The 12,804-nt window shown below is 62.2% G+C and carries 11 protein-coding genes; 9 read left to right on the forward strand and 2 right to left on the reverse strand.

Annotated elements, in window-relative coordinates; translation table 11 throughout:
* Positions 1-43 precede the first annotated feature (43 nt).
* A complete protein-coding gene (locus tag M0D68_RS00715; protein WP_093637597.1) occupies positions 44-871 on the reverse strand; it encodes a p-hydroxycinnamoyl CoA hydratase/lyase in 828 nt (275 codons plus the stop codon).
* A 167-nt stretch (positions 872-1,038) separates the two neighbouring features.
* Between M0D68_RS00715 and M0D68_RS00720 the strand changes: the two genes are divergently transcribed.
* From M0D68_RS00720 to M0D68_RS00760, 9 genes are all read left to right on the forward strand, one after another.
* Entirely contained in the window at positions 1,039-1,509 is a 471-nt protein-coding gene (locus M0D68_RS00720) for a MarR family winged helix-turn-helix transcriptional regulator (RefSeq protein WP_175049047.1), read from the forward strand.
* 380 nt (positions 1,510-1,889) lie between these two features.
* Positions 1,890-3,137, forward strand: coding sequence for a 3-(3-hydroxy-phenyl)propionate transporter MhpT (mhpT, locus tag M0D68_RS00725; RefSeq protein WP_266223522.1), 1,248 nt, complete (start codon positions 1,890-1,892; stop codon positions 3,135-3,137).
* A gap of 85 nt (positions 3,138-3,222) precedes the next feature.
* Positions 3,223-4,362 carry a porin gene (locus M0D68_RS00730; RefSeq protein WP_266223523.1) on the forward strand — a complete coding sequence of 380 codons (1,140 nt, stop codon included), beginning with the start codon at positions 3,223-3,225 and terminating at the stop codon, positions 4,360-4,362.
* Between the two features lie 10 nt (positions 4,363-4,372).
* Positions 4,373-6,100 (forward strand): tannase/feruloyl esterase family alpha/beta hydrolase, encoded by a 1,728-nt coding sequence (locus M0D68_RS00735; protein ID WP_266223524.1) that lies wholly within the window; start codon positions 4,373-4,375, stop codon positions 6,098-6,100.
* Between the two features lie 401 nt (positions 6,101-6,501).
* Entirely contained in the window at positions 6,502-7,977 is a 1,476-nt protein-coding gene (locus tag M0D68_RS00740) for an ATPase domain-containing protein (RefSeq protein ID WP_093637615.1), read from the forward strand.
* Between the two features lie 6 nt (positions 7,978-7,983).
* Positions 7,984-8,334: a response regulator gene (locus M0D68_RS00745; protein WP_093637618.1), complete on the forward strand. Its 351-nt coding sequence runs from the start codon at positions 7,984-7,986 to the stop codon at positions 8,332-8,334.
* A gap of 121 nt (positions 8,335-8,455) precedes the next feature.
* Positions 8,456-9,889, forward strand: a complete 1,434-nt coding sequence (locus tag M0D68_RS00750; RefSeq protein ID WP_093637622.1) for an MFS transporter — start codon at positions 8,456-8,458, stop codon at positions 9,887-9,889.
* A gap of 25 nt (positions 9,890-9,914) precedes the next feature.
* Positions 9,915-11,114: a CaiB/BaiF CoA-transferase family protein gene (locus tag M0D68_RS00755; protein ID WP_266223525.1), complete on the forward strand. Its 1,200-nt coding sequence runs from the start codon at positions 9,915-9,917 to the stop codon at positions 11,112-11,114.
* Between the two features lie 2 nt (positions 11,115-11,116).
* A complete protein-coding gene (locus M0D68_RS00760; RefSeq protein WP_266223526.1) occupies positions 11,117-11,941 on the forward strand; it encodes a citryl-CoA lyase in 825 nt (274 codons plus the stop codon).
* Here M0D68_RS00760 and M0D68_RS00765 read toward each other — a convergent pair.
* Positions 11,929-12,693, reverse strand: a complete 765-nt coding sequence (locus M0D68_RS00765) for an IclR family transcriptional regulator (RefSeq protein WP_200621458.1) — start codon at positions 12,691-12,693, stop codon at positions 11,929-11,931. The genes M0D68_RS00760 and M0D68_RS00765 overlap by 13 nt on opposite strands.
* Positions 12,694-12,804: the final 111 nt, after the last annotated feature.

A 12,804-nucleotide genomic window follows, 5' to 3' on the forward strand; every position in this document is an offset into this window, starting at 1 on the left:
CTGCGCGTGTATCTGCCTGCGCTACCTTGGCGCCGGCGATCGCTCAGCGCTTGTAGGTTTGCAGACCCGGCTTGATCGCCTTCTCGTCGAGGAACTGCTTCAGGCCCTGCTCGCGGCCGCCTTCGGGATCGCGCAGTTGTGCCTGATCCAGCTTGGCGTACAGGTAATCCTCGTTCTGATCCCACGTCAGTTCGCGGCAACGCTTGAAACCGTGCTTGGCCGCGCGCAGCACCACCGGATTCTTCTGCAACAGCTTGCCTGCGAGAACACGCGTCGCCTCGCGCAGTTCGGCACGCGGCACGCTGTTGTTGACGAGACCCATCCGCGCGGCTTCCTGCCCCGTGAACGTCTCGCCGGTCATGATGTAGTAAAGCGCCTGACGATGCCCCACGGTATCCGCCATCGCCTTGCTCACCAGGTTGCCCGGCGGAATGCCCCAGTTGATTTCGGAGAGGCCGAACACGGCTTCGTCAGCGGCGATTGCAAGATCGCACGCCACCAGCGGCGAGAAGCCGCCACCGAAGCACCAGCCGTTGACCATCGCGATGGTCGGCTTCGCGTACATGCGCAGCAACTGCCATTGCCAGCGGCATGCATCGCGGCGAATCTTTTCTTGCAGGATTTCCGGGCCTGCGTCCACTTCACGGAAATATTCCTTCAGATCCATGCCGGCGGTCCACGCGTCGCCCTCGCCCGTCAGCACGAGAACCTGCGCTTCGGCGTCCAGTTCGACTGCCTCGAGGACCTCGATCATTTCCTTGTTCAAAGTCGGGCTCATCGCATTGCGCTTCTCCGGGCGATTGAACGTAACCCATGCGATGCCCTCTGCCACATCGACCTTGACGGTTTTCCAACGACCTTCGTAACTCATCTACTTTCTCCGTGAATGTTGACCCCAGCAGCGGCCCGATGAGTGCATTTAATATCAGGCTACCTGATATGTAAAGCGGAATTTCGCTGACTCGGTGCAAACCCCTATCGGTCGAATTAACGCAGAGGCGCGCTAAGATGCAGGCTAGACCGGACCTCCAGCCCACCATGAGCAAAAATCCAGATTCGCCCGCCGAACCCACCACTACGCGTACCCGTCGCCCGCATCTGCGGTTGGCCTACGTGATCGGAAGTCTCGACCGCATCCTGCGGCGCCGCATGACCGAAGCACTCGCACCACTCGGTCTCACGCTTTCGCAATTCACCGCGCTTTCGGTGCTAGACGCAAAGGGGCAGGCGTCCAATGCGCAAGTGGCCGAACGCTCCTTCATCACGCCGCAATCGGCCAATGAAGTGATGAACGCCATGGCGAGCCGGAACTGGGTCAGCCGCGAGCCGGACCCGACGCACGGCCGCATCGTGCTGCTGCAACTGACCGATGAAGGGCGGGCCGTGCTGCGCGAATGCGAGCAAGCGGTGAAGACGATCGAGAAACAGATGATGGAAGGTCTCGAGCTCGACACGGCCGGCGTCGTACAAACTCACCTCGAAACTTTCGTGCGCAACCTGCGCGACTAACTTCTCCGTCTTTGCAAATTGCTAGGTGTTTTCACCGAAGCATTTGCACTTGTATTATCAGTCTACCTGATATTAAATCCTATCCACGATGCAGCGTGTGGAGACGCGTTGCATCGCGTCGAATCAAACGGACAGCAACGCAGACATCGAACCGATGTGCTGTGCGCTGCGGCTTTCGCCGGGCGGTTCTTAAACATTCCTCGGTGACCTCGACGGCGGTCTGAGTCCCGTTTCATCGAGCCGGTCTGGAACACCGGACCGCCCCGGCATTGAGCAAACGCAACCGTCTCTGCGCCAAGCCGGCACACCAGACGGCGGCTCCGCACCTGCCGCTCTTCATCGACGCCGGAAAACCACGCATTTTAATAAGGATCACTAACGTGAAAAGAGCCGGAATACTACCCTCGACAGAAAGCCTTGCAGGACCGGCGACGTCCAGCCGGACAAGCGCCTTTGTCACACTCGGATTGTGTTTTGCCGTCGCGTTGCTCGAAGGGCTCGATCTGCAGTCAGTCGGCATCGCCGCGCCACGGATGGCACGCGAGTTCGGTCTCTCGGTCGGGCAAATGGGTCTCGCGTTCAGCGCCGGAACCTTCGGCTTGCTGCCGGGCGCGATGTTCGGCGGACGGCTTGCTGACCGCATCGGCCGCAAGCGCGTGCTAGTGATTTCCGCATGCCTGTTCGGCTTGCTGTCGATCGCGACCGCGCTAGTAAGCGACTTTCACACGCTGGTGATCGTGCGGGTGCTGACAGGCATTGGTCTTGGCGGTGCATTGCCTAACCTGATTGCATTGTCGTCGGAAGCGGTCGAACCGCGCTCGCGCAGCACCGCCGTGAGCGTGATGTATTGCGGCATTCCGTTCGGCGGTGTGATCGCTTCGGTGATCGGCGTGTTGAGTGCGGGCGACACCGAGTGGCGGCATATCTTCTACGTCGGCGGCACAGGGCCGCTGGTGCTGGTGCCGCTGTTGCTCGTGTTTCTCGCGGATTCGAAGGCATTCACTCAAGCCTCCCGAGACGGTCAGGCGAAGCCCGCGCCGGTGGGCGAAATCCTGTTCGGCGGTACACGCGGCCTCTCGACCGTGCAGATCTGGGTCAGCTATTTCTGCACGCTGATCGTCCTCTACTTCCTGCTCAACTGGCTGCCTTCGTTGATGGCCGCAAGCGGTCTGTCACGCGCACAAGTGGGCTATGTGCAGATTTTCTTCAACATCGGCGGCGGCATCGGCGCGTTGTGCATCGGTATGTTGATGGACCGGATGCGTTCGGGTCTCGTGGTGGCGGGCATGTATGTCGGGATCATCGGGTCGCTCGCGGCGCTCTCGATGGCGCCCGGTTTCGGCGCGCTCGCCACCTCCGCTTTCTTCGCGGGGATGTTCGTGATCGGCGGGCAATCGGTGCTTTACGCGCTCTCGGCGGCGTTCTATCCGACTGCCATGCGTGGCACCGGCGTCGGCGCGGCGGTGGCGGTGGGCCGTATCGGCTCGGTGGTCGGACCGCTGGCAGCAGGTCAATTGCTGGCGATGGGGCGCAGTTCGTCGACGGTGATCGGCGCGAGCATTCCCGTCACGCTGATCGCCGCCGCGGCTGCGCTGTTGTTGCTACGCCGTCCGCGTGCTGACGACTGACCGGACCAGGCAAGAAAACTCAAGAAGATTCAAGAAAACCCACCAACAACAACCACATTCGATCAACGGTTTGGAGACACCCAGCATGCAAGCATCCACACGCATTCTTCTTTGCAGCGCATTGTGCGCCGTCAGCGGTGCCGCGGCGGCTCAATCGAGCGTAACGCTCTACGGCATCATCGACACCGGCATCGAATACGTATCGCACGCAAACGCCGCGGGCAAAAGCGCTTTTCGCATGCCGTCGGTCACCGGCGAACTGCCTTCGCGTTGGGGCCTGCGCGGTAATGAAGATCTGGGCGGCGGCTATAGCGCGGTATTCACGCTGGAAAGCGGTTTCAACGTGCGCGCCGGCGATCTCGGCCAGGGCGGCCGGTTGTTCGGGCGCCAGGCATTCGTCGGCATCAAGAGTCCGTACGGCACCGTTTCGTTCGGGCGACAGTACACGATGACGTATCTCGCGCTGATGGGCGCGGACCTGATTGGTCCGGACATCTACGGGCTGGGCTCGCTCGACGCCTACGTGCCGAACGCCCGCGCCGACAATTCGGTGAGCTACCTCGGCACTTATGCGGGCGTGACGCTCGGCGCGAACTATTCATTCGGCCGCGACGCGGCGGGCACCGGCAACTCGCCGGGCCAGGGCACCTGCAGCGGCTCTGTCGCCGGGCATGCAACGGAATGCCGTGAGTGGTCGGTGATGTTGAAGTACGACGCGCCGCTGTTCGGCGTTGCGGCGTCGTATGAAGAGCAACGCGGCGGGAGCACTGCTGCGGCGAACTTCTTCGACGGCGTTGCGCCCATTCCGCTCACCAATGCCACCGACAAAGACATTCGCACCCACGTCAGCGCCTACGCCAATATCGGCAAGGCAAAGATCGGCGCGGGCTGGCTCAATCGCCGGGTCGAACCATCGGCCGTCACGATTGCAGCGGTGCGCTCGAATCTGTTCTTCGTGGGCGCCTCGTACTTCGTGACGCCGGCTTTCATCGTCGACGGCGAGGTCTATCACATCACCAATAGCGAGCACGACACGCGCGCCACGATGGGCACGCTGCGCACCACCTATCTGCTGTCGAAACGCACCGCCGTCTACGCGCAGGGCTCGTATCTCGCCAACAGCGCGAAGGCCCGCTACTCGGTCAGCGCCGGAGGCGGCGGCACGACACCCACGGCGGGCACCGGCCAGACCGGCGTAATGCTCGGCATTCGTCACTCGTTCTAGGGGATACCGCATGAAGCACACATCCATCGCACTGGCTGCAGCGGCGGCACTGACTCTCGCCGCGTGTGGCGGCAATGATGTCAGCGACCCGGCCACCACGAGCACGAATGCCCTGCCACAACTGAATGCGGCGACTCCCGGCACACTCGCCGGCAATTGCGCCGCGCTCGCCGCGAAACTCACGTTCGCCAACACCGTCTTCACCTCGGTGTCAGACGTCGCGGCCGGCACGCTCAAGGTGGCCGGCAAACCGATCGCCGAGCACTGCCTGATCCAGGGCAGCATGAATCAGCGCGTGAGCGGCGTCGATGGCAAGACGTACGCCATCGGCTTCGAGATGCGTCTGCCGCTGGCATGGAACGGGCGCTTCTTCTATCAGGCCAATGGCGGACTTGATGGGAATGTGGTGACCGCTACCGGTGAAATCGGCGGCGGCGGCCCGACCAACGACGCGCTCAACATGGGCTTCGCTGTAATCAGTTCGGACGCAGGCCACAGCGCGTCGCAAAACCCGCTGTTCGGCCTCGACCCGCAAGCACGCCTCGACTACGGCTACAACGCGGTCGCCACGCTCACGCCGATGGCCAAGCAGGTGATCAAACTCGCCTACGGCAAGGGGCCGGACCGCAGTTATTTCGACGGTTGCTCCAACGGTGGCCGTCATGCATTGGTCGCGGCGGCACGTTCTTCGGCGCAATACGACGGGATCATTGCCGGCGACCCGGGCTTCCACTTGCCGAAGGCAGCAATCGGCGAAATGTGGAGCGCGCAGCAATTGGCCAAGGTGGCGACCGCCGCGACCACGAACGGCCTGCCCGACATCACGACCGGCTTTACCGCAGCGGAACGTCAGATGGTGGCCTCGAAGATACTGGCCAAATGCGATTCACTCGACGGCGCCAGCGACGGCCTCATTCAGGATATCAAGGCATGCCAGGCAAATTTCAGCCTGGCGACAGACGTACCCACCTGCACGAACAACGTGCGCGACGGAACCTGTCTGACGAGCGCGCAGAAGGACGCGATCGGCAACGTCTTCTCAGGCGCACGCAACAGCGCCGGCACGGCCTTGTATTCGAGCTTTCCATACGACGCCGGCCTCGGCCCTGGCTGGTCGGCATGGAAGCAGGCGAACTCGATCACCCTTGATCCCGCCGCTGCGGCGTTCACGTTCACCACGCCGCCACAGAGCGCATCGGTGTTGAGCCAGTTGTCGGCCTACGCGCTGAACTTCAGCATGGATACCGACGCGCCGAAGATCTTCGCCACGAGTGGCGTGTATAGCGAGTCCGCCTGGTCGTTCATGACGCCACCCGACGAGACCAACCTCAGTGCGTTGAAGCAACGCGGTGCAAAGCTCATGGTTTATCACGGCACGAGCGACCCGGTGTTTTCGTCGAACGATACGACCGACTGGTACCAGCGGCTCACGGCAGCCAATGGCGGCGACGCCTCGAACTTCGCCCGTCTCTACACGATCGCCGGCATGAACCCCTGCTCCGGCGGTCCGAGCACCGACCAGTTCGACATGCTCACGCCGATGATCGCCTGGGTCGAACAGGGCAAGGCGCCGGACAGCGTGGTCGCCACCGCGCGCGATGCGAGCAATGTCGTGCCGAACACGGACGTGCCGGCCGATTGGGGTGCGGGACGCACGCGGCCGCTCTGTGCGTATCCGAAAGTCGCCCGTTATCAAGGCGGCGATATTAATGCCGCGAGCAGTTTCGCGTGTAGCTAAGGCGCAACTGGCTCATTGCCGCGCCATTACCGACCGAGCAGAAAACGCCTCATCCTCGCGCATGACGGGCACTTTGCATGCGCGAGGGATATCTCGTCTCCTCCATTGCCGTGCCCCCTTCGTTGCATCGATTTGAAAAAAACACCGCCACACTCCCGGTGCCCCGCCCTGTAAGCCCCCTCTCCCGCGCCCCTTGCGCACGCTGCGCGCTGGCCTCTTCCTTGCTGCTCACCAAGCGGGAGGCGGGCGCAGCCAGGTTTCCCCTCACCGAATGCCGACACGCTTAGCGGCGCCCACGACCAGGAACGCGAATTGCTGGCGCGGTTAGGTTGAGCGACGCACCTCCGCTTGATTTCATTTGCAAGCTGTCGCTCCTCCGTACTTTGAACGACATATCGACAATGACTATCCACGAATCTCAGACACCTTCCCGCTCCAACATCGAAACAGGTGTCCCCGGTTTCGACGAGATCCTGGGCGGAGGTCTGGTCAGCGGCGGCGTCTATCTGCTGGAAGGCATGGCCGGTGCAGGCAAAACGATTCTGTCGAGCCAGATCGGCTTTCATCGTGTCAGCAAGGGCGAAAAGGTGCTCTACGTGACCCTGATCGCCGAGTCGCACGACAAGTTGCTGGCGCACCTCAAAGGCCTGAGCTTCTTCGACGAAACCGCCGTCGCGCAGCAAATGCTGTTCGTGTCCGGCTATCACGAGCTGATGCAGGACGGTCTCGATGGCTTCCTCAAGCTGATTGCGTCGAGCATTTACGACCATCGGCCGAGCCTCATGATCATCGACGGCTTTCGCAGCGCACGCGAATTCAGCGAAACCGAATTGTCGCTATCGAAGTTCATCCACGAACTGAACGCGCTGGCCGCGGCAATGGATTGCACCACGCTGTTGCTCGCGCCGCTCTCCGGCAACGAACCGCACCCCGAGCACACGCTGGTTGACGGTCTGATCGAGCTGAACCGCTATAACGACGGCATGCGCCGTGGACGCGAAATCGAAGTGCACAAGATGCGGGCGCGCAACCATCTGATGGGCAAGCATTTCTTTCGCATCGCCGAAAGCGGGCTTCTGATGTTCCCGCGCCTGGAATCGCAATGCGCCGCGCAACCAGGCCCGGTCGATCTGAAAACACGGCTCGGCTTCGGTCTCCCGCATCTCGACAATCTGCTCGGCGGCGGTTTTGCTCAAGGTTCCACGACCACGCTGATCGGGCCGTCAGGTGTCGGCAAGACCCTGCTCTGCCTGCAGTTTCTCGCGGCCGGCGTGGCGCGCGGCGAACGCTGCGCGTACCTGGGATTTTACGAAGGGCCGCAGCGGCTGGTCGGCAAAGCCGAGGCCGTCTCGATCGATCTCGCCGACGCGTACGACGACGGCCGCCTCATGATTCAATGGCAACCCGCCATTGAACTCGCGATCGACGAACTCGCGGCGGTTGCGCTTGCCACGGTCAAGCAGAGCGGTGCGAAGCGGATCGTGATCGACGGCGTGGAAGGCTTTCGCGATTCCGCCTTGCGAACCGAACGCTTCGGCCTGTTCCTGAATGCCTTGCTTCATCAACTGAGGGAAGCCTGCGTCACCACGATACTGACTGAGGAGTTGCCGCTTTACGCCGACCCCGGACACGCGAAGAGCGTGCGGGTCTCCGCCTTGACCGAAAACCTTGTGCTGCTGCGCTACGCCGAAACGGACACGGGTTTGCGACGCATGATTTCGGTGGTCAAGCAACGCGAAAGCGCGCACGACACGTCGCTGCGCGAGCTCCTCATTTCGTCTCAGGGCCTCGACGTAATCGAAAGCCCGCTCAGCCCCGCCAACGTGGTTTCAGCGCAAGGCCTGTCGGCCACGCTGACGCCGCGACGAGAAACGTAGCCACCCATGAAAACCATTCTGGTCGTGGACGACGAGTTCGACATCCTCACGGTCTGGCGACTGTTGCTGGAGCGGCATGGCTATGCCGTATTGACGGCCTCCAACGGGGCGGCCGCGCTTGAACAGATCAACAAGACCCGGCCCGACATCATCGTGTCGGACTGCATGATGCCGGTCATGTCGGGGCTGCAACTGTGCGCCGCGCTTTACAACGACCCCAATCTGCGCGCGATTCCGATCATCCTGTGCAGCGCGGCCGCGGATATCCCCGTGCAACCGAATCCCAGCATCGCATACGCGCGCAAGCCGCTTTCATTCGACGCCCTTCTCGCGATGTTGCAGCGAATGGGAGTTTGACGGCTAGGTAAAACCCCGAATTCCTGGCAGACGCCACACGGACTAATCTCGGCACACCCATTAAATAGAACGTCGTTCTGTTGAACAGAACGACACAGCAAGAGACTCCAAGGAGGATTCCATGGCAAGCCTGCCGATCGAAGCACCCGGCGCGTCGCCCGATTCAAGCGCCGGTGCGCAGGGACTTACGACCGGCATCAACGCGCGCATCGACCGACTTCCCGCGACGCGCACGGTATGGATGCTGGTATTCCTGCTGTCGATCGGCGGCTGGTTCGAGTTCTACGATCTGTTTTTTACGGCCTATGTCGGCCCGGGCCTCGTCAAAAGCGGGCTCTACGCGACGACCACCGCGTCGTTCTTCGGCGTGGCCGGGCTGGGCGCTTTTGTAGCGGCGTCGTTCGCGGGACTCTTCATCGGCACGTTCTTTTTCGCGGGCATGGCGGACCGCTATGGCCGCCGAACCGTGTTTACCGTATCGCTCCTGTGGTATTCCGCCGCCACACTGATCATGGCGCTGCAAACCAGCGCGCCGGCTATCAACCTGTGGCGCCTGATCGCGGGCATCGGCGTGGGCGTCGAACTGGTGACGATCGACACGTACGTCAGCGAACTCGTGCCGAAACATCTGCGTGGCCGCGCGTTCGCTTTCGTTCATCTGGTGCAGTACACCGCCGTGCCGTCGGTCGCCCTGCTTGCATGGTGGCTCGTGCCGCAAACGCCGTACGGCGTCGACGGCTGGCGCTGGGTCGTGATCATCGGCGCGCTCGGCGCGGTCGTGGTGTGGGCGATTCGCCGGCGCGTGCCGGAAAGCCCGCGTTGGCTCGCGCAGCAAGGCCGCGCCGCCGAAGCGGAACAGGTCCTGCAGGCGATTGAAGCGAAAGTCGCGAAGCAATACGGCAAGCCATTGCCCGCCCCTGTCCCGACAGTCGAGCCCGCCACCACGAAGGCGGCCTTCCGTGAAATCTGGCAGCCGCCGTATCGCAAACGCGCGATCACGATGCTCGTGTTCAACCTGTTCCAGGCGATCGGCTTCTACGGTTTCGCGTCATGGGTGCCGACCCTGCTGGTTTCGAAAGGCATAACGATCACGCACAGCCTGATGTACTCGTTCGTGATTGCAGCTTCGAATCCGTTCGGACCGCTGATCGGCATGGCGATCGCGGACCGCATCGAACGTAAGACCTTGATCGTGTTGTCGGCACTCGGTATCGCCGTGTTCGGCAGTCTGTTCGCGACGCAAACCTCGCCCGCCATGCTGATGACGCTCGGTGTGCTGATCACCCTTAGCGGCACACTGCTCTCGGTCGGCTATCACGCGTATCAGACCGAACTGTTCCCCACGCGCTTGCGGGCCCGCGCGGTCGGTTTCGTTTATTCGATGTCGCGTTTATCCGCGATGTTTTCCGGCTTCATGATCGCCTTCGCGCTGCGCCACTTCCAGGTGCCGGGCGTGTTCGCGTTGATCACTGTGTCGATGGTGATGGTGATGGGCGCGATCGGCATCTTCGGGCCGCGTACCAACAATCGCAATCTCGACGAAATTTCGCATTGAACGCATTGAACAAGAGGCTTCAAAGATGACGCTGCCGTTGGCTGGAGTACGGATACTGGATTTATCGAATGTGTTGGCGGGACCCTTTTGCGCATATCAACTCGCGCTGCTCGGCGCCGACGTGATCAAGGTCGAACACCCCGAGGGCGGAGATCTTGCGCGGCGTTTGGGCGCCGACAAGGGCGCATCCATGCGCAACATGGGCGCCTCGTTCGTCGCGGTGAATGCGGGCAAGCAGTCCATCACGCTCAATCTGAAAGACCCGCGCGGCAAGGCCATTTTGCGCGAGCTCGTCAAAACCGCGGACGTGCTGGTCGAAAACTTCCGGCCCGGTGTGATGACGCGGCTCGGCCTCGATTTCGACGCCCTGCGTGAAGTGAATCCCAAGCTCGTGTATTGCGCGATCTCCGGCTTCGGCATGGACGGCGAGTTTTCGAAACGCCCGGCCTACGATCAGATCATTCAGGGCATCTCGGGCGTGATGAGCGTGACCGGCGATGCCGACAGCGCACCATTGCGCGTCGGCTATCCGGTATCGGATACCGTAGGCGGTCTCACGGCGGCGTTCGGCATCTGCGCCGCATTGGTCGACGCCCGCGCGAGCGGACACGGCCGCATGCTCGACGTCTCGATGCTGGAAGCCACGCTGGCGACGATGGGCTGGGTCGTGTCGAACTATCTGAATGCCGGCGTCACGCCCGAGCCGATGGGCAACGAGAACTTCACCGCCGCGCCTTCGGGCACCTTCAAAACCGGCGACGGCCCCCTCAACATCGCCGCGAACGAGAACAAGCAGTTCGCGAGCCTCTGCCATCTGATCGGCCGTGCGGATCTGCTCGATGACGCGCGCTTCTCCGAGCGCAACGCGCGCAAAGTGAATCGCGCAGCATTGAAAGCCGAAATCGAAGCGGCACTGGCAAGCGACAGCGCGACGAACTGGGAAGCCAAATTCTTCGAAGCAGGTGTGCCGGCCGGGCGCGTGATGTCGGTGCCGGAGATTCTCGCGCACCCGCATCTGGAATCGCGCGAGTTCATCCGCGAATTTGCCGGCGACGGCGCCACTGAGCGGCAACGCGTCACCCGGGCGGGCTTTCGCCTCTCCGATGCCGACACAGCGCCGACCGCACCCGCGCCGGTTCTATCCGCTCACACGCGCGAACATCTCGCCTCGCTCGGTTACGACGACGCGCAAATCGACCATCTACGCTCCGAAGGAGTGATCTGAACATGACGCAAGCATTCGACGCCGCCAAGCTCGCCGCCGAGTACTGGAGCACCTCGATCATCGATATCCATCCCGGCTCGATCAAGGTGCGCGGTTTCCCGATTCAGGAGTTGATCGGCAACGTCAGCTTTCCGCAGATGATCTGGCTGATGCTGCGCGGCGAACTGCCCGATGCGGCGCAAGCGCGTCTGTTCGAAGCGGCGTTGGTGGCATCGGTCGATCATGGTCCGCATGCACCGTCGATTGCCATCTCGCGGATGGCGGCCAGTTGCGGTTTGCCGTTGAACGGCGCGATGGCCTCGGCGATCAATGCACTGGATGATGTGCATGGCGGTGCCGGTCAGCAGGCGGTCGAACTGTACGATTCCATCGCCGAACGCATACAAGCAGGTGCCACATTGGAAGATGCGGTCGAGCAAGGTGTCGATGCTTTTACCGCCGAACATGGCAAGTATTTGCCCGGCTTTGGGCACCGTTTTCATCCGGTCGATCCGCGCGCCATCCGGCTTCTTTCGCTCGTGGACGAAAGCGTCGAACAGCAAAGTATCAGCGGACAATACGCGGCTATCGCGCGCGGCATTGAAGCCTTGCTCAAGCAGCGCAAGAACAAACCTGTGCCGATGAATATCGACGGCGCTACCGCCGTGATCTACGCGGAACTCGGCTTTGCGCCGGAGCTGGCACGCGGGGTGTTCTGCCTGTCACGCGCGGTCGGCATTCTGTCGCATGCATGGGAGCAACGCGGACGCAACGAGCGCAACAAAGGCCCGATGCCGCGCCAGATGAACTACACGTACACAGGCAAGCCCGAGCGTCACCTGTCCTGAACTTCGGCCGCGCGCCGCTGCGCGTTGCGCATTGCGCGCGAGTCGCCGCCTAATGCATCCGTTGCGCGTGCGGCGCAATCGAACAGCGCGCCGAGATTGCTCTCGAGGAACGCCTGATCGATGCGAGAACTCGGGCCAGCAAGCGTCAGCACGCCTCGCAAACTCTGCCGCACACCGAATACCGGCATCGACACCCCCGCCGTCTCACGATCACGCTCGCCGATCGACACACAGTAGAAGTCCTCGCGAATCTTCTCGTACGGCTCGCCCGGCTTGCCGCCGAACGCCAGCAATGCAAGACCGCCGGAGCCGCTTTCCAGCGGCAGCACGTCACCTTCACGCACGTGAAATCGCACCGCATGCGTCGAGTCCACACGATGCAGACACACACGCACCGCCTCGTCGCGCACATAAAAGGAGACGCTTTCGCCGCTCGTTTCCGCGAGTTCGCGCATCAGCGGCACCACAATGTCGCCGACGTTCAGGCTGCGCTGATACAACGCGCCGAGCATGAAGGTGGCGGAGCCGAGTTGATAGCGGCCGTCGTCTAGTCGCAGCAGCAGGCGGTGCTGAATCAGCGAACCCGCCAGCCGCAGCAGCGTGCTCTTGTAGAGGCCCGTGCGAGCCGCAAGCTCGGCGAGCGTGAGCGCGTCGTCGTCCGGCCTGAAGGCGAACAGAATCGCGCAAGCACGATCGATGACGGCAACGCCCTCGCTTTCCTTTGAGTTTGATTTGTCCGCAGGCGTTGGCATGAGTTAGCGTAAATGACGTTACTTCATATCGAAGTTGAAATTTTACGCCATGACGCGGGGCTGTCATACCAGGCAGTGGTTCTTCGGGGCCGAAACAGCCGGAAATCAGCG

Origin of the sequence: Paraburkholderia sp. SEWSISQ10-3 4 (assembly GCF_030464785.1) — a bacterium.
GTDB lineage: Bacteria > Pseudomonadota > Gammaproteobacteria > Burkholderiales > Burkholderiaceae > Paraburkholderia > Paraburkholderia aspalathi.